Origin of the sequence: Mesorhizobium erdmanii (assembly GCF_013170725.1) — a bacterium.
GTDB lineage: Bacteria > Pseudomonadota > Alphaproteobacteria > Rhizobiales > Rhizobiaceae > Mesorhizobium > Mesorhizobium erdmanii.
Genome location: NZ_CP033361.1, coordinates 4586239 through 4602697, shown reverse-complemented (window position 1 = coordinate 4602697; position 16459 = coordinate 4586239). Strand labels below are relative to the sequence as shown.

Sequence of the window (16459 nt, the reverse complement as noted above, 5' to 3'; positions counted from 1 at the left end):
GTGGCCTCCGAAGCACCACCATTCTGGTGGGAAGAGCCGGACTGGAAAGTCTTGGCGCTGTCTCCGCTGTCGGCTGTCTACGCACTCGTTGCCGGCCGCGGCATGCGGCGGGCCCGCCGTGAGAAGATCGAGGCGCCGGTTCTGTGCATCGGCAATTTCACCGTCGGCGGCACTGGCAAGACGCCGGTGGCCATCGCGCTCGCCGAACAGGCCAAGCGCATGCGACTGAAGCCCGGTATCCTGTCGCGCGGCCACGGCGGATCCTTCGCCGAGCCGCATGTCGTCGATGCCGATCACGATGCCGCCAAGCATGTCGGCGACGAGCCGCTGCTCCTGGCCGAACACGCCCCGGTCGCGGTGACGCCGAATCGCGCCGCCGGCGCCCGGCTGCTCATGGAAAAGCACGGCTGCGATTTCCTCATCATGGACGATGGCTTTCAGAGCGCGCGCATCCATATCGACTACGCGCTGGTCGTGGTCGATGCCCGCTACGGCATCGGCAATGGCCGTGTCATTCCGGGTGGCCCGCTGCGGGCCAAGATCGTCGACCAGCTGGTCTTCACCAGCGGACTGTTGAAGATGGGCGAGGGTACCGCCGCCGACGCCGTGGTGCGCCAGGCGGCGCGCGCCGGCCGGCCGATCTTCGAGGCTCATACGGAGCCAAGCGGCAAGGCGGGGCTTGCCGGCAAGCGGTTCCTGGCCTTCGCCGGCATCGGCCATCCCGACAAATTCTTCGACACGGTGCGGGCGGCAGGCGGCGAGGTGGTTCTCTCAAAGCCCTTTCCGGATCATCATTTCTATGCCGAGGATGAGTTGACCGAACTGGCGGCGACGGCGCTTGCCGAAGGCATCGGCCTCATCACCACCGCCAAGGACGCCGCCCGGCTGCGCCACGGCGCCGCGCAGGACTTTCTCGACAAACTGGAGGTGCTGGAAATCGACGCGGTGTTCGAGCTCGACCACGTTCCCGAACGGATCATCGAGGAAACTCTCGATGGCTGGCGGCAGCGCAAGCTGAGGGGCTGAACAGCAATCGGCGTCGTCTGTGGCGCACTCGGGCGTGCTTCCGCTCGCTCAGCGCCGGCTGCGCAGCTCCGGATGCGCCTCGATTTCGCGGCGCAGCGAGGCGGTGGCGCTCACATAAGGCTCCTGCCTGGCGACGCTCCAGTATTTCAGCTCATCCAGGGGGATGCTTTCCCCGGTCACCGCGCAGCGCACGAACGAGCCGGGGCTGGTGACCTGGAAATCGCCATCGAGATAGCGGATGCGGGCTTCCTTGCCGCCCGGGCCTTCGAAACGGTTCATCATGCGGTGGTGCCGAGGTTCATACGGATTTCATCGCCACAAATCGCGGGCCAGGTCAAGCATGTGACAAGCTTGGGACAATGCTGGGGCGTTAACACAATCTTAAAAGTTTCTGTTTTGGGGGCATGATGGATATTTCTTCCGCCCGCCTGGCTTCCTTGCTCAAGGAGGCGGTGACGCCGCAGCCCGTGCCGTTGGCGAAAGCCGATCCGGTCAGGACGGCGCTGGTCAGGGAACTGGTCCAGCCCGCCGCGCCCTCCCTGTTCGCCCAACGCACGGCGCCGGCCTTGCTGGCGATGCCTGTCGCGCCCATCGCCGTCAAATCGCAGCAGATCGCTTCTTCCGGTATCGTCGAGGCCTATCAGGTCCAGCTCGATACGCGCGACGAGGCGGTATTGGCAACGGTGGTGGCGAGAAAGGCAGCGCCCGAAGCCGAAACGCAGCGCGGCGCCTTACCGCCTTCGGCAACGGCCAATGACAACGCTCTCGCCAGGGCTGCCGGGGTGTCCTTGCTGTCGTTTATCCCGCCGCAGGCTCCTGTCCTGCAAAACGCTGCTGCCCTGGCTACGCCGGCGGGCCGGCGAAGGCCTATCAATCATTCCCACGCTGCGGCAGCCAACCCCGAGGGTTTGCTGGTGAGGATCGGCTTTGTGTCGATCATGACCGGCTTGTTGGCGACAGTGATGTTCGGGTTCGTTTTGCTGCTGCTTCGCTGAACGAATCGGCGATAGGCCAGGAGGCCTATCGCTCCGCTTCGATGAAAGCCTCGATCTTGTCCGGCGCCAATCCGGCCTGCTGCGCGATGCGGCGGGCAAGGTCGGCGGCGGCAGTGCGTGGCCGTCCCAGCGGCCGGTCAAGCCAGTAGGACACCGGATTGAGCGCGGTGCGCTCGTCGACAGCGGTGATGCGGCCCGATTCCAGCTGATGCCCGGTCAGCGGCGGACGCGCCAGCGCGATGCCGAGCCCATAGGCAGCGGCATCCAACACCAGATTATAGTCTTCGAAACGGCGGTCCTGTGGGCGCGGGCGATAGTCCATACCTTGCGCGGCGAACCAGGCACGCCAGCCTGAGGCATCGGAATCGTTGATCAGCGGAAATCTCAGCAGCCGGGCAGGATCGCCACGACCGATTTCGCGCGCCAGTTCGGGCGAGGCGACCGGGAAGACATGCTCCTCGAACAGCTGCACCGACACGCGGCCTGGAATGCCGCCCCGGCCGCAGCGGATCGACAGGTCGATGCCTTCATCGGCAAGGTCGGCCTGGCGGATGTCGACATCGAGCACGATGCGCAGCTTGGCGGGATTGTTCTCCAGCGCCGCCATGCGCGGCATCAGCCAAAGCCCGCTGACAGAGGGGATCGACGTCAGCCGCACCACCGCCGTGCCTCGCGGCTCGACCCAGCGATCGGAATGGCTCGATATCAGCGCGAAAGCCTCCGACGTGCGCAGATGCAGCCGGTTGCCTTCGATCGTCAGCGAGACGCCACGCGCGCCGCGATCAAACACTTTCAAGCCCAACCAGTCCTCGAGCTTGGCGATCTGCCGGCTGACGGCGCCATGGGTAATGTTGAGCTTTTCGGCAGCCGCCGAAAAGCTGCCGGTGCGCGCCGCCGCGTCGAAGGCACGCAAGGTTTCGAGCGGAACCATCGTATCTGAGCTGTGATCCATAGTCACAGGTGATCCTCGATTTGGTCGTTTGTCAACCAGCAGGAAAAGGCGTTTTGTGGCTTTCAAGATGGAAGAACAAGGAGGACAGTGAGATGGGCGCGATGACGGGCACGTTGAATCAGACACAGCGGATGGACACCACGGCAGCTGTCGCGGTTGCGCTGACAGTGGTTGGTTGGGCGTCCGCCTTTCCGGCGATCCGTGCCGGCCTTGCCGCGTTTCAGCCGCTGGAGCTAGGCGCGCTGCGCTTCGCCATCGCCGCGGTGCCGGCGGCGATCTTCCTTGCGGTCAAGCGCCCGGCGCTGCCGAGGATCGGCGAATTGTGGCGCTTTGCCTTTGGCGGCGCCATCTTCGTCGCGCTCTACACAGCCATGCTCAATTTTGGCGAATTGACGGTCTCGGCGGGCGCCGCCGGCTTCATCATCAATGTCAGCCCGATCTTCACCGCCATCATGGCGATGGCGCTTCTCGGCGAGCGCTTCTCGCGCCTGGCCTGGCTCGGCACGGCCATCTCCTTTGCCGGCATTGGCATTATCGCCGTGGCCGACGGCCATGGCCTGCACTTCAACGCCGGCGCGCTGCTGGTGCTTGGCTCCGCGCTCTGCTCGGCTGTCAACACCATCGTCCAGAAGCCGTTGTTTGCCCGCCACCACCCGCTGACCATCGCGGCGTCCAACATGGTGCTCGGTGCGCTCTGCCTGGCGCCTTTCCTGCCCGCCGCTTTCCAGCAGGCCGCCGTCGCCGACACCGCCGGTCTCGGCGCCGTCATCTATCTCGGCATCGTGCCGAGCCTGATCGCCTATGCCGCCTGGGCGACGGCCCTGTCGCGACTGCCGGCGGCGCGCGCTTCGAATTTCCTCTACCTTGTCTCGCCGATGTCCGCCTTGATCGGATTCTTCTGGCTGGGTGAAGTGCCGACCCTGCTCGGCATCTTCGGCGGCGCGCTGGCGCTCGGCGGCGTCATCGTGGTGAATTTGAAGAGGTAGAACAGAAGGTTGGAAGGTTTCCCTGAATCGAAACCTCCCCCTACGGAGAGGCAGCGAACTGCGCCGAGAGCGCCTTCACCGCCGCCCGAATAGCCGCTCGATATCCGCCAGCTTGAGCTCGATATAGGTCGGCCGTCCATGGTTGCAGGTGCCGGAACCGGGCGTAGCTTCCATCTGGCGCAGCAGCGCGTTCATCTCCTCGGCCTTGAGCAGACGGCCGGAGCGCACCGAGCCGTGGCAGGCCATGGTGGCGGCGATCTTGTCCAGCCTTTCCTTGAGTGTCTCGACGGTGTCGTTGTCGGCGATCTCGTCGGCAAGATCGCGCACCAATTGCTGGACGTTGGTCTCGCCCAGCATCGACGGCGTCTCACGCACTGCCACCGCTCCAGGGCCGAAACGCTCGATGCCGAGGCCGAAACGGGCCAGTGTTTCGGAATGCATGGCCAGACGCTCGGCATCCTCTTCCGGCAGATCGATGATCTCGGGCAGAAGCAGTATCTGCGAAGGGACGGGGCGCGAATGCAGGGCGTTCTTCAGGGCTTCGTAAACCAGCCGCTCATGAGCGGCGTGTTGGTCGACGATGACGAGCGAATCCCTGGTCTGGGCAACGATGTAGTTCTCGTGCACTTGGGCGCGAGCCGCACCGAGCACTGCGCCAAGCAGCGTCTCGGCCGCCTCGCTCTGCCCAGCGCGCGCATCGGCGCTGACAAGCGGGCCGCTATCGAACGCCGCCTGCTCATTCTCACGCAGGCCGCTATGCTCGAAACCGGCGCCCTCGAAGCCCATGTCGAGTGGCCGCTGCGGCGATCGGTTCGCGTCGAAGCCAGCCGAACCCGACGCGCGGTAGGCCGCGTCGTAGCTGCGATGGCCATTGGCCGGGCCGCCATGGCCGTAGGCGGCGGCGCCTGGTCGGAACGCCGCCATCATGCCGGCGGCTCCCGTCGTGGCCGAGCGGATGCCGGCATCGGCGAGTGCCTGGCGGATGGCGCCGACGATCAGCCCGCGCACCAGGCCTGGATCGCGGAAGCGCACATCGGCCTTGGCCGGGTGGACATTGACGTCGACGATGGCCGGATCGAGCGAAAGAAACAGCACCGTCACCGCGTGGCGGTCGCGCGGCAGCACGTCGGCGAAGGCGCCGCGGATGGCACCGGCGATCAGCTTGTCTCGCACCGGCCTGCCATTGACATAGGCATATTGGTGCAGCGCGTTGGCGCGGGTGAAGGACGGGATCGAGACGTGACCAGTGAGATGCACACCTTCGCGCGTGGCGTCGATGGCGATGGAATTGTCGGGAAACTCAGCCCCCATCACCTGGGCGACGCGGCGCAGGCTGCCTTCCGGACCGTCGTCGGTCGCCGGCAATTCAAGTGTCGACCGATCCGTGCCGGCCAGCGTGAACCGCACGGTGGGGAAAGCGATGGCGATACGCTTGACGACATCGCTGGTGGCAGAGCTTTCGGCGCGCTCGCCCTTCATGAATTTCAGCCGTGCCGGCGTGGCGAAGAACAGGTCGCGCACCTCGACGGTGGTGCCACGGTTGGCTGCCGCCGGCCTGACGGGGAGCACACGGCCACCCTCTATGCCGATCTCGGCGGCGCTGTCGCCCAAAGCGGTGCGCGAGCGGATCGAAAGCCGCGACACCGAACCGATCGACGGCAGCGCTTCGCCGCGAAAGCCCAGCGAGCGGATGTCATTGATATCTTCGACAAGCTTGGACGTGCAGTGGCGCGCGATCGCCAGCGAAAGCTCCGGTTCGGGGATGCCGTAACCGTCATCGGTGACGCGGATCAGGTTCAGCCCGCCGCCTGACGTGACGATTTCGACGCGTGACGCGCCGGCATCCAGCGCATTCTCGACCAGTTCCTTGACCACGCTTGCCGGACGCTCGATGACTTCGCCGGCGGCGATCTGGTTGATCATCGTTTCGGAAAGCTGGCGAATGGGCATGACGACAGTATAGGCGGATTCGTGTCATGCGGGAGGGGAGAATTGCCCGAGTGGTTCAGTTTGCAGCACGGATTTCGCGCACGCCCCGGTGCAGCCGCCGGCGCAACAGATTGCGCAGCGTCACCCCGTCGCCATAGCCGACCTTGGCCGCGATTTCATCGACGCTGTCTGATGTGCTCTTCAACAAATGCACAGCCTGCTCCACGCGCAGATCCTGGAAATAGGACAGCGGCGTCTTGCCCAACACGTCATTGACCCGGCGCGACAGCGTCCGCTTGCTGACACCCAGCACCGATGCCGCTTCGTTGAGATCGAAGCCGGCGGCAAGATGGCCGCGCGCCCAGCGTTCGAATCGCTCGACCAGCGGGTTCGAATGGCTGAGGTGGTCCGAGATCGCGTAGACCGATTGCAGCGGCCGGCTGTCGACGATCAGATATTTCGCCGTCAGCGCCGCCAGCTCCGGGCTTGCCTGGCGGATGACCATCAGAGCGAGATCGATATGGCCGAGTGCAGCACCAGCGGTCGCGAACTGCCCGTCATTGATCAGCATACGCGAGGCGTCGAGCCGCACTTGCGGGTAAAGTTGCCGAAACATCGGCGCCAGCCACCAGGTCGTGGTCGACGGCCGCCGGTCGAGCAGGCCGGTTTCCGCCAGGATGAAAGTGCCGATACAGGCGGCCCCGATACGGGTGCCGGTATCGGCGGCGGCGCGCAACGCCCTGGTCGCCCTGGCGATGTCGCTTCGCTTCAATGCCTCGGCAAGCGGATCCGGCATCTTCTGGCCGATCGCCGGGATCATGAGCCAATCGGGGGGCGGCTCAGTGCCCATCGAGACGACTGGCACCTGAAGGCCTTGTCCCGTGTAGACGGTATCGCTCACCCCGACGACGGTGGTGACGAAACGGCCGGGCGACGTCGCCATCATTCCAGCCAGTTCGTTGGCGGTGCCGAAAACGTCGAGCATGGTGGCCAGGCCGGTGTCGAAGACGCCATCGAGCGCAAGGACGGAGATGTTCATGGCAATAATGATATCAAAGATGTCATTATTGCCAATACGGTTTCCGCTTCGATGCTGCAACTATGCTCCTCGACGGCCTTGGCCGTGCAAACGACGAGGAGAAGACATATGATCAAACTTGCATTGTTCGCGCGCTTCGAAGCCAAGCCCGGCAAGGAGAAGGACGTGGCCGCGTTCCTCGCGACCGGGTTGCAACTCGCCAATCAGGAAGCCGGGACACCGATCTGGTTCGCCTTGCAGCTCTCGCAGCGCGTCTTCGGCGTATTCGATGCGTTCCACGACGAGGCTGGGCGACAGGCGCATCTCACCGGCGAGATTGCCAAGGCATTGATGGCCAATGCCGAAACCTTGTTTGTCGGCCCGCCGACCATCGACAAGATCGACGTGCTCGGCCTCAAGAACGACGGTTCGGTCTGATCTCCAGCATGTGAACGCAATCCGGTCACGCGCCGGATTGCGCCGCGAACCTATGCCTGCGCCGCCAGCCAATCCCTGACCTTGCGGGCATTCTCGCTAAGTTCGCGGTTCTTCGGCCAGACGACGTAGAAACTTTTGCCGGTCTTGAGCACATGATCCGTCACCTGGACCAGCAGACCTGTCGCCAGCAGCCGCTCGGCGAGGTGCCGCCAGCCAAGCGCGATGCCTTGCCCCTCCATCACACCCTGAATCACCAAGCCATAATCGTTGATGCGCAAGCCGCGCGCGGTGTCGCCCAGTTTGCCGCCGGCTGACTGGAACCATTCGTCCCAGCTCGCCGCCTCGCGGTAAGGCTCCTCGAGATGGATGAGGCGATGCATGGTCAGGTCCGCAACGCTGGTCGGCATGCCGAACTTGGCCAGGTAGCTGGTCCCGGCGACGGGGAAAATCTCCTCATCGGCTAGCGGCAGCGAATGGTAGTCCGGCCAGTCCCGTGGCTCGCCGCCGCGCACCGCCAGCGGGATGCCTTCGGCGATGATGTCGAGGTCGCGGTCGGCGGTCTGGATGCGCAGATCGATACCCGGCAATTCGTCGCGGAACTGTTGCAGGCGCGGCATCATCCAGAACGAGCCGAAAGCGGTCGATGCGGCGAGCGTCACATGGCCGCCCGTCGCCTGCAGGCGCAGATCCTCGGCCGACTTGCGGATATGCGACAGCCCCAGCGAGACATCGGCATGGAAACGTTCGCCGGCTTCGGTCAGGCTGACCTGCCGGTGGCGGCGCTGGAACAGCTTGGCACCGAGCTGTTCTTCCAGCCCGCGCACCGCATAGGAGACAGCCGCCTGCGTCATGCCGAGCTCGCGCCCGGCGGCGGTGAAGCTCGACAGCCTACCGGCCGCCTCGAAGACGATCAGGCTGCCGGCTGAGGGCAGGAGGTGGCGCAGGCTTCGCATAAGCACAGCTTATACAGAAGATCAGGATTTTCCAGCGTCACAGCCATATTTCGGGTCGCTAACGTGTGTGGCGGGAAGAAGGAGGCTCCATGAACGCACCGGCCGTCGAATTGACCGAACAGACCCATCGCCGTGGCGGTGGCCGTCTTGGCCGCAAGGCGCTAAGAAGCGCGCCGATCGCTTCCTTTCCGACCTTGGTGCGCAAGATCCCCGTCTATGAGATCGTACCGGACGAGGCGGTGGAACTGATCCACGAGGAATCGCTCAAGATCCTCGAGGAGGTGGGCTGCGAATTTCGCGACGACGGCGCGATAGAACTCTGGAAGGCGGCTGGGGCCGATGTCAGGGAGACGCGTGTCCGCATCGACCGTGCGCTGCTGATGGAACTCGTCTCGAAAGTGCCGTCCGAGTTCACGCTCCATGCGCGCAACCCGGAGCGCACGGTGCGCGTCGGCGGCAAGAACTCGATTTTCGTGCCGATGTATGGCGCGCCCTACGTGCGCGACCTCGATAACAACAGGCGCTACGGCACGCTCCCCGATCTCAACAATTTCCACAAAATGGCCTACATGGCGCCGGCGCTGCATTCCTCGAGCTCGGTCATCTGCGAGCCTATGGAGATAGCGGTGCCGAAACGGCATCTGCACATCATCCATTCGGCGCTGAAGCATTCCGACAAGCCGTTCATGGGCATAGTGACATCGAAGGAGCGGGCCGAGGATACGATGGCGATGGCTGGCATCGTCTTCGGCGAGGCGTTCGTCCGCGACAACCCTGTGCTGGTGGCGATCACCAACTGCAATTCGCCGCTGGTGTGGGACGCCACAATGATCGACGCCATGCGGGTCTACGCGAGCCATAATCAGCCGCTGATCCTGGCGCCTTTCGCGCTGTGCGGGGCTTCGACCTCGGCTTCCGCCGTCGGCGCTGTGGCGCAGGTCAACGCCGAGGCACTTGCCGGCGTGGCGCTGACCCAGCTCATCCGCCCAGGCTCGCCGCAGATCTATGGCCAGTTCATGGTCACGGTCGATATGAAGACCGGTGCGCCGATGGGCGGCACGCCGGAGGCCGCCCAGATGATGTACCTGATGGGCGCGCTGGCGCGGAAATACCGGCTGCCATGGCGCACCTCGGGCTTCCATGTCGGCTCGAAGCTGAACGACGCCCAGGCCGGATACGAATCGAACATGCTCATGCATGCCGCCATCCTCTCCGGCGCCAACTACATCTGGCATTCCGCCGGATGGCTGGAAGCCGGCCTGACCTGCGGCTATTCGAAGTTCGCCACGGACTGCGAGCAGCTTGTCGGCTGGTACAAATATGCCGGCGGTCTGCCATTCGACGATTTCAAGGAAGCCATGGCGGCGATCCGCGAGGTCGGGCCGCAGGGCCATTTCCTCGGCACCCAGCACACGCTCGAGCACTTCGAGTCCGCCTTCTTCATGCCCACGATCATGGACTTCAATTCCTACGAGCAGTGGAATGCCGAAGGGGCGAAGGACCACGACACGCGCGGCCGCGAGAAGGCGCGCAACATGCTCGCCGATTACGAAGAGCCGAAGCTCGATGAGGGTATCGCCGAAGGTCTCGGGGATTTGATCGCGCGGCGCGAGGAGAAGCTGCCGGACACTGTGAGTTGACGCAAAGGGCGAAGACCCGACGGGAACCATAAGGGAGGAAGAAAATGACACTTTTCAGAAGCAATGGCGATCGCGTGCCGAGCGCCATCGAAGAGATGGCGCAGGAGACGCTTGCGGGCCGCATGGACCGGCGTGAGTTCCTGGCGCTGGCCAGCGCCTTTGGCGCCTCGACGGCTCTGGCCTATGGCATGATCGGTCTTGCCGCGCCGCAACAAGCCCTGGCCGAGGAGCCGAAGAAGGGCGGTACGCTGCACGTCTCGATGTCGGTCAAGGCGCAGAAGGACCCACGCACTTACGACTGGGTGGAACTCGCCAACATTTCGCGCAGCTGGCTGGAGCCGCTGGTCCGCTACACCAGGCAGTTCACCTTCGAACCGGTACTGCTCGAAAGCTGGGACATCAACGACGACGCCACCGAATACACGCTGCATGTGCGCAAGGGCGTCACCTGGAACAATGGCGATGCCTTCAACGCCGACGACGTGGTCCACAATGTGATGCGCTGGTGCGAGAAGGGCGTCGCCGGCAATTCCATGGCCGCCCGCGTCGGCGCGCTGATCGACGCCAAGACCGGCAAGGCGAGGGACGGCGCGATCACCAAGGTTGACGACAACACGGTCAAGCTGAAGCTCAGCGAGCCCGACATTTCGCTGATCCCGAACTTCACCGACTATCCCGCGCTTGTCGTGCACCGCAATTTCGATGCCGATGGCGCCGACCCGATCAAGAAACCGATCGGCACGGGAGCGTTCGAACTGGTTTCTTACGCTGTAGGTACGAAGGCGGTGGTGAAGCGCCGTGAGAATGGCAAATGGTGGGGCGGCGAGGCGCCGCTCGACAGCATCGAATTCATCGACTACGGCACCGACTTCAACGCCACGGTGAACGCTTTCGAGTCCGGCGAGATCGACCTCAATTTCGAATCGCCCGCCGACTTCATCGATATTCTCGACAAGATGGGGCTGGAGAAATCCGAGGTTGCGACGGCGACGACGCTCGTTGCCCGCACCAACATCACCCACAAACCCTATGACGACAAACGCGTCCGCAACGCCCTGCAGATGGCCGTCGACAATAATGCCGTATTGCAGCTCGGCTATAACGGGCGCGGCACGGTCGGCGAGAACCACCATGTCAGCCCGATTCATCCTGAATATTATGCGCTGCCCAAGAAGGAGCGCGACGCCGCCGGCGCCAAGAAACTGATGGCGGAAGCGGGTCAGGCCGACTTTGAGCACGAACTGATCACCATCGAGGACGATTGGCAGAAGAACACCGGTGACGCCATCGCCGGCCAGTTGCGCGATGCCGGGATCAAGGTGAAGCGCACGGTGCTGCCGGGTTCGACGTTCTGGAACGACTGGACCAAATATCCCTACTCGATGACCATCTGGTACATGCGCCCGCTTGGTGTTCAGGTATTGGCGCTTGGCTATCGAACGGGCGAGGCCTGGAACGAATCGGCCTATTCCAACCCCGATTTCGACGCCAAGCTGAAGCAGGCGCTTTCGCTGATCGACGTCGCCAAGCGCAAGGAGGTGATGAAGGACGTCGAGCAGATCCTGCAGGACTCCGGCGTCATCATCCAGCCGTTCTGGCAGAAGCTCTACAGCCATACCAACAAGAAGGTGAAGAACTACGGTGTCCACCAGACCTTCGAGATGGACCTCCAGAACGTCTGGCTGGACGGTTGAAAGGCGGCGGCGCAGGGACTTCATGAGCCGCAAAAAAGCCGGTATGCAGGATCCGTGGTATTGCCACCGAATCCGGAGATCCTGCATGAAACCGATAGTGCTTGCCGCTGTCCTTTCGATTGCCTTGCCTGCCGCTGCGCTGGCCGGGCCTGCCTCCAATGCCGTCAAGTTCTTTTATGTGCCTGAAGTAAGATTCGAGGGCGATGAGCAATACCGCGACCGCTTCACCGAGCCGGTGACCAAGCTGTTCGACCTGAACGACCAAGCCGTCAAGAACAAGCCCGATGAGGTCGCCTGTCTCGACTTCGATCCCGGTCTCGACGCGCAGGATTTCGACCAGAAGACAATTTCGAAGACATTGAAGCTGGCCGAGACGGTCAACGGCGATACCGCCGAAGTGACGGCCACATTCAACCTTTTTTCGGAAGGCGATGATTCCAAACGAGAAATGCTGTGGTCGCTGAAGAAAATCGACGGCAAATGGAAGATCGCCGACATCACCTCCAAGACCAGCAACTGGACGCTGAGCGCTTTGGAATGCATGCCCGACAAAGTGCCGGAGTGATGCCATGCCGCGCTGTCTCGCTCTGGCGTTGTCGACCTTGTCGATGCTTGCGGCCGGGCTGAACGGCGCCTCGACGCAAGGGTTGCTTGGTCCGCCGCCTGCAAATGCGCCGGCGCAGACCGTGCCGGGCGGCGACGGCGCAACGCCCGCGAACCCACCCGGCAAGGCGGTGGAGCCGGCAACGCCGCCCCTGGCCTTGCCGCCATCCGCGCCGGCTGCGCCCGTGTTGCCGGGCTCGCCGACGGCGGTGGTCAAGCCGTTCTACGAACATCCCGGGCTGGAAATCGATCCGGCCCAGCGCAAGAATTTTGTCGATCCGGCCAAGGCCGTGCTCGACAAGAGCGACGCGCTGCGGGCGTCGGGGCAGGGCGAATGCCTCGACCCCAACATGGCGCTCGACAATGCCGACTACGACAAGCTCGCAATCGACAAGAGCCTGAAGAGCATCGAGGCCGTGAACGGCGATCAGGCCAAGGTGGTGGTCGCCTTCGTCGTCGAAGGCCATCAGCACCGCCTTGAATGGAAGCTGAAGAAGGTCGACGGCGACTGGAAGATATCGGATCTGCTGTCGGTGACTGGCGAATGGGCGCTCAGCCAGTATCAGTGCGAATGAGCCACCGATTGTTTCCGGGACAGCGGCAATGAAGCTTCGCGTTTTGCTCGCGATCGCACTGATCGGGCTCGGCGCTGCAGGCTGCGGCCTCGACTGGCATATCGGCACCATGCTGATCGCCCGCGCACCTCGGCAAGCTTTGGCGGCTCCCAGCGATTTGCCCGTCGAGCGAGTCGTGCTCGATCAGGCCGGCGCCGCCGAGTTGGTCGGCTGGGCGGCTGATCGAAAGGGCAGTTGCGGCGCAATCGTATTGCTGCACGGCCGAGGCGCCAACAGGCTCGCTTTGGTTCAAAGGTCGAAATTGCTGTTCGACGCCGGCTATTCCGTTGTGTTGTTCGACCTGTCCGGGCATGGCGAGAGCGGAGGCGCCATTCAGGGCTTTGGCTACACGGAAGGGCAGGACGCCGCCCGCATCATTGCCTTTGCCAGGCAACGGTTTCCCGGCCAGAAACTTGGCGCCGTCGGCTCATCGCTGGGCGCCGCAGCCTTCGTCTTTGCAGCACAGCAAGCGCCTGCCGATGCCTATGTGCTGGAGCAACTCTACGCGACCTTGCGCGAGACGACTGCGTGGCGAATGCCCTTCAGCTTCTGGCGCGGTTTCCAGGCCGATGTGCTATTGGCGCAAATGCCGCTTCGTCTCGGCTTGAGCGCCGACGATGTCAGGCCGGTCGATCGCCTCGGCAAGATCGGTGCACCGCTGATGCTGCTTGCAGGCAGCATCGATCCCTTTATCGATCGTAGCCAAGTGCAGGCGTTGCACAGCGCTGCCGCCGGCTCACAACTGGTGTGGTTCGAAGGCGCGGGCCATGTCGACCTGCAGCGCTACGACCACCCGCGCTATGGCGATGCGGTCCTTCCCTTCCTGGCGACAAAGCTCTGCCGGACGGGTGCCGCCAATGGCTGACGTCCTTTCATCCCCTTCCGCGATAGGGGGCAACGCCGGTTTCCGGCAGCCAGGCGCCTTCCGGTGGTGCGCCGGTTTGCCAGAAAACGTCGATCGGAATGCCGCCGCGCGGATACCAATAGCCGCCTATGCGCAACCACAGCGGCTTGGTGGCTGTCACGATGCGGCGGCCGATCATCACCGTACAGTCTTCATGGAAGGCGCCATGGTTGCGGAACGAGGTCATGAACAGCTTCAGCGACTTCGATTCCACCAGAGCCGCATCAGGTGCGTAGTCGATTACAATGTGGGCGAAATCCGGCTGGCCGGTGACCGGGCAGAGCGAGGTGAATTCCGGGCAGGTGAAGCGAACGATCGCCGGCGGGCCATCGCCGCGCTGGAACGGCACGGTTTCCAGGACCGCCTGTTCGGGGCTCTGTGGCGTCTCGACGTGGGCGCCGAGCTGGGTGAGGGTTTTGGTATCGATCATCGCGGTTTCCTAAGGATTTTCCGCGCTCATTAGCACAAATTGGAACCACAGGAAGACGATGACAAGCAACGACCCGCTTCTCCAGCCCTACCAGCTCAAGCATTTGACCCTGAAGAACCGGGTGATGTCGACCAGTCACGAACCGGCATATTCCGAGGACGGCATGCCGAAGGAGCGCTACCGGCTCTATCATGCGGAAAAGGCCAGGGGAGGCATGGCGCTGACCATGACCGCCGGCTCGGCCATCGTCTCGCGCGACAGTCCCGCCGCCTTCGGCAATCTGCATGTCTATGATGACCGCATTGTGCCATGGCTCTCCGAACTTGCCGAGGCGTGCCACGAGCATGACTGCAAGGTGATGATCCAGATCACCCATCTTGGCCGCCGCACCGGTTGGAATAAGGCCGACTGGCTGCCGGTGCTTTCGGCTTCGCCCGTGCGCGAGCCGGCGCACCGCGCTTTCCCGAAAACCATCGAGGACTGGGACATCGAGCGCATCGTCGCCGACTATGCGTCGGCCGCCCAGCGCTGCCAGGCCGCTGGCCTCGACGGCATTGAGTTTGAATCTTACGGCCATCTGATGGATGGCTTCTGGTCGCCGGCCACCAATCATCGCGACGACGAGTATGGCGGCTCGCTCGACAATCGCCTGCGCTTCACCAACATGGTCCTCGATGCCGTGCGCGCGGCGGTCGGCGAAAAATTCGTCGTCGGCATCCGCATGGTCGCCGACGAGGACTTTCCGCAAGGCTTGTCAAAGGAGGAGGGCGTCGAGATCGCCCGGCGGTTGGCCGGCTCCGGCAAGGTCGATTTCCTCAACATCATTCGCGGTTCGATCGAGAGCGATGCGGCGCTCACCAAGGTTATCCCGGTGACCGGCATGCGGTCTTCGCCGCATCTCGATTTCGCCGGCGAGGTGAGGGCGGCGACGAAATTTCCGACCTTCCACGCCGCGCGCATATCCGACGTTGCCACGGCGCGCCATGCCATCGCGACGGGAAAACTCGACATGGTCGGCATGACCCGTGCGCACATCGCCGATCCGCACATCATCAAGAAGGTGATGGAAGGCCGCGAGCACGAGATCCGGCCCTGTGTCGGCGCCACCTACTGCCTCGACCGCATCTATGAAGGCGGCGAGGCGCTGTGCGTGCACAATGCGGCGACCGGCCGCGAGGCCGAGATTCCGCATATCATCGTCAGGACCGAAGGGCCAAAGCGGAAAGTCATCGTAGTCGGTGCCGGCGCCGGCGGACTGGAGGCGGCGCGGGTCGCGGCCGAGCGCGGCCATCGGGTCACGATTTTGGAGGCGTCGTCACAAGCAGGCGGCCAGGTGCGCCTGGCGACGCAAAATCCCCGCCGCAAGGAATTGATCGGCATCATCGACTGGCGGCTGGCCGAACTCGAAAGGCTCGGCGTCGAGATCCGCTACGACACCTGGGCGGAGCAGGACGACGTTCTGGCGCTGGCGCCCGATGTCGTGGTGGTTGCAACCGGTGGCCTGCCGCAGAGCCCGCCGCTGACAGCGGGCGACAACCTCGTCACTTCGAGCTGGGACATCATGGCAGGCAGCGTCAAGCCGGCCGAGAACGTCCTCATCTATGACGACAATGGCGGCCATCAGGGTATGGGCGCGGCCGAGTTGGTCGCCAACAGCGGCGCAAGGCTGGAACTTGTTTCGCCGGAGCGTTTTTTCGCCCCGGAAATGGGCGGCATGAACCACGTTCCGTATATGCGCGCCTTCCAGGAAAAGGGTGTCACCATCACCATCAACACGCGCCTGCGCTCGGTGCGCCGCGACGGCAATCAACTGGTCGCCGAACTCGCTTCCGACTTCGCCGATGGCTGGCGCGGCGAGCGCAGGGTCGACCAGGTAGTGGTCGAACACGGCACGGCGCCGCTCGACGATCTCTATCTCGCGCTGAAACCGCTTTCGAAGAATGGCGGGGCGATCGACTACGAACGTCTGGTCGGCGGTGGCGACATTTTTCCGGCACGCAATCCGGGTGCCGGTTTCGTGTTGTTGCGCATCGGCGATGCTGTCGCTTCGCGCAACATCCATGCCGCTATCTATGACGGGATCAGGTTCGGTTTGCGGATCTAGACCGCTGCCTGCTCAGGCTGGCATATTGAACGGCGTGATGATCCGGATGTTGGATGCATCAGGCGAGAAGGTCGTGGCCGTAATTGACAGAATTGGTGGCGCCGGCCTGACCTCTCTGTACGAGAGCCCGTGTACATCGGGGCCTGGCCGTGCGCCCGCACGTCATGGCTCGT

16 protein-coding genes are annotated in these 16459 nt (G+C 63.7%); 10 read left to right on the top strand and 6 right to left on the bottom strand.

Annotated elements, in window-relative coordinates; genetic code table 11:
- Entirely contained in the window at window positions 1–1026 is a 1026-nt protein-coding gene (gene lpxK, locus EB233_RS22445) for a tetraacyldisaccharide 4'-kinase (protein WP_064992213.1), read from the top strand.
- 48 nt (window positions 1027–1074) lie between these two features.
- Here the strand turns inward: lpxK and EB233_RS22440 are convergent, their stop codons facing one another.
- Window positions 1075–1308, bottom strand: a complete 234-nt coding sequence (locus tag EB233_RS22440; RefSeq protein ID WP_064992214.1) for a DUF2093 domain-containing protein — start codon at window positions 1306–1308, stop codon at window positions 1075–1077.
- Between the two features lie 155 nt (window positions 1309–1463).
- Here EB233_RS22440 and EB233_RS22435 point away from each other — a divergent pair, with 155 nt between their 5' ends.
- The gene (locus tag EB233_RS22435; protein ID WP_244277830.1) at window positions 1464–2021 is read left to right on the top strand and encodes a hypothetical protein; all 558 of its coding nucleotides are present in this window, start codon (window positions 1464–1466) and stop codon (window positions 2019–2021) included.
- A 25-nt stretch (window positions 2022–2046) separates the two neighbouring features.
- On the opposite strand, the gene EB233_RS22430 is transcribed toward EB233_RS22435, so the two are convergent.
- A complete protein-coding gene (locus tag EB233_RS22430) occupies window positions 2047–2973 on the bottom strand; it encodes a LysR substrate-binding domain-containing protein (RefSeq protein WP_027054961.1) in 927 nt (308 codons plus the stop codon).
- Between the two features lie 92 nt (window positions 2974–3065).
- Between EB233_RS22430 and EB233_RS22425 the strand changes: the two genes are divergently transcribed.
- Window positions 3066–3959 (top strand): DMT family transporter, encoded by an 894-nt coding sequence (locus EB233_RS22425; protein WP_027054962.1) that lies wholly within the window; start codon window positions 3066–3068, stop codon window positions 3957–3959.
- 75 nt (window positions 3960–4034) lie between these two features.
- Here EB233_RS22425 and mutL read toward each other — a convergent pair whose 3' ends face one another.
- Together mutL and EB233_RS22415 are read right to left on the bottom strand one after the other, a co-directional pair.
- A complete protein-coding gene (gene mutL, locus EB233_RS22420) occupies window positions 4035–5909 on the bottom strand; it encodes a DNA mismatch repair endonuclease MutL (protein WP_064992215.1) in 1875 nt (624 codons plus the stop codon).
- Window positions 5910–5964: 55 nt separating this feature from the next.
- Entirely contained in the window at window positions 5965–6927 is a 963-nt protein-coding gene (locus tag EB233_RS22415; RefSeq protein ID WP_064992216.1) for a GlxA family transcriptional regulator, read from the bottom strand.
- 108 nt (window positions 6928–7035) lie between these two features.
- On the opposite strand from EB233_RS22415, the gene EB233_RS22410 reads away from it, so the two are divergent.
- Window positions 7036–7344 carry a putative quinol monooxygenase gene (locus tag EB233_RS22410; RefSeq protein ID WP_027054965.1) on the top strand — a complete coding sequence of 103 codons (309 nt, stop codon included), beginning with the start codon at window positions 7036–7038 and terminating at the stop codon, window positions 7342–7344.
- A 50-nt stretch (window positions 7345–7394) separates the two neighbouring features.
- On the opposite strand, the gene EB233_RS22405 is transcribed toward EB233_RS22410, so the two are convergent.
- Window positions 7395–8297, bottom strand: a complete 903-nt coding sequence (locus EB233_RS22405; RefSeq protein ID WP_064992217.1) for a LysR substrate-binding domain-containing protein — start codon at window positions 8295–8297, stop codon at window positions 7395–7397.
- A gap of 89 nt (window positions 8298–8386) precedes the next feature.
- Between EB233_RS22405 and EB233_RS22400 the strand changes: the two genes are divergently transcribed.
- The 5 genes from EB233_RS22400 to EB233_RS22380 all read left to right on the top strand — a co-directional run bounded on the left by EB233_RS22400 (window position 8387) and on the right by EB233_RS22380 (window position 13713).
- Window positions 8387–9937, top strand: a complete 1551-nt coding sequence (locus tag EB233_RS22400) for a trimethylamine methyltransferase family protein (protein WP_064992328.1) — start codon at window positions 8387–8389, stop codon at window positions 9935–9937.
- A gap of 44 nt (window positions 9938–9981) precedes the next feature.
- A complete protein-coding gene (locus tag EB233_RS22395) occupies window positions 9982–11631 on the top strand; it encodes an ABC transporter substrate-binding protein (RefSeq protein ID WP_064992218.1) in 1650 nt (549 codons plus the stop codon).
- Between the two features lie 85 nt (window positions 11632–11716).
- Complete coding sequence (locus tag EB233_RS22390; protein ID WP_064992219.1) at window positions 11717–12196, top strand: DUF3828 domain-containing protein; 480 nt, start codon at window positions 11717–11719, stop codon at window positions 12194–12196.
- A 4-nt stretch (window positions 12197–12200) separates the two neighbouring features.
- Window positions 12201–12809, top strand: a complete 609-nt coding sequence (locus EB233_RS22385; RefSeq protein ID WP_064992220.1) for a YqhG/Tai3 family protein — start codon at window positions 12201–12203, stop codon at window positions 12807–12809.
- 28 nt (window positions 12810–12837) lie between these two features.
- Window positions 12838–13713, top strand: a complete 876-nt coding sequence (locus EB233_RS22380; RefSeq protein ID WP_064992221.1) for an alpha/beta hydrolase — start codon at window positions 12838–12840, stop codon at window positions 13711–13713.
- Window positions 13714–13720: 7 nt separating this feature from the next.
- Here EB233_RS22380 and queF read toward each other — a convergent pair whose 3' ends face one another.
- On the bottom strand, window positions 13721–14182 hold the full coding sequence (gene queF / locus EB233_RS22375; protein ID WP_064992222.1) for a preQ(1) synthase: 462 nt from the start codon (window positions 14180–14182) through the stop codon (window positions 13721–13723).
- Between the two features lie 58 nt (window positions 14183–14240).
- On the opposite strand from queF, the gene EB233_RS22370 reads away from it, so the two are divergent.
- On the top strand, window positions 14241–16286 hold the full coding sequence (locus EB233_RS22370) for an oxidoreductase (protein WP_064992223.1): 2046 nt from the start codon (window positions 14241–14243) through the stop codon (window positions 16284–16286).
- The last annotated feature ends 173 nt before the right edge of the window (window positions 16287–16459 follow it).

Coding starts and splice junctions, on each gene's coding strand:
- EB233_RS22440 (WP_064992214.1), bottom strand. CDS start 1,308: ATGATGAACCGTTTCGAAGGCCCGGGCGGCAAGGAAGCCCGCATCCGC.
- EB233_RS22430 (WP_027054961.1), bottom strand. CDS start 2,973: ATGGATCACAGCTCAGATACGATGGTTCCGCTCGAAACCTTGCGTGCC.
- EB233_RS22425 (WP_027054962.1), top strand. CDS start 3,066: ATGGGCGCGATGACGGGCACGTTGAATCAGACACAGCGGATGGACACC.
- mutL (WP_064992215.1), bottom strand. CDS start 5,909: ATGCCCATTCGCCAGCTTTCCGAAACGATGATCAACCAGATCGCCGCC.
- EB233_RS22415 (WP_064992216.1), bottom strand. CDS start 6,927: ATGAACATCTCCGTCCTTGCGCTCGATGGCGTCTTCGACACCGGCCTG.
- EB233_RS22410 (WP_027054965.1), top strand. CDS start 7,036: ATGATCAAACTTGCATTGTTCGCGCGCTTCGAAGCCAAGCCCGGCAAG.
- EB233_RS22405 (WP_064992217.1), bottom strand. CDS start 8,297: ATGCGAAGCCTGCGCCACCTCCTGCCCTCAGCCGGCAGCCTGATCGTC.
- EB233_RS22400 (WP_064992328.1), top strand. CDS start 8,387: ATGAACGCACCGGCCGTCGAATTGACCGAACAGACCCATCGCCGTGGC.
- EB233_RS22395 (WP_064992218.1), top strand. CDS start 9,982: ATGACACTTTTCAGAAGCAATGGCGATCGCGTGCCGAGCGCCATCGAA.
- EB233_RS22390 (WP_064992219.1), top strand. CDS start 11,717: ATGAAACCGATAGTGCTTGCCGCTGTCCTTTCGATTGCCTTGCCTGCC.
- EB233_RS22385 (WP_064992220.1), top strand. CDS start 12,201: ATGCCGCGCTGTCTCGCTCTGGCGTTGTCGACCTTGTCGATGCTTGCG.
- EB233_RS22380 (WP_064992221.1), top strand. CDS start 12,838: ATGAAGCTTCGCGTTTTGCTCGCGATCGCACTGATCGGGCTCGGCGCT.
- queF (WP_064992222.1), bottom strand. CDS start 14,182: ATGATCGATACCAAAACCCTCACCCAGCTCGGCGCCCACGTCGAGACG.
- EB233_RS22370 (WP_064992223.1), top strand. CDS start 14,241: ATGACAAGCAACGACCCGCTTCTCCAGCCCTACCAGCTCAAGCATTTG.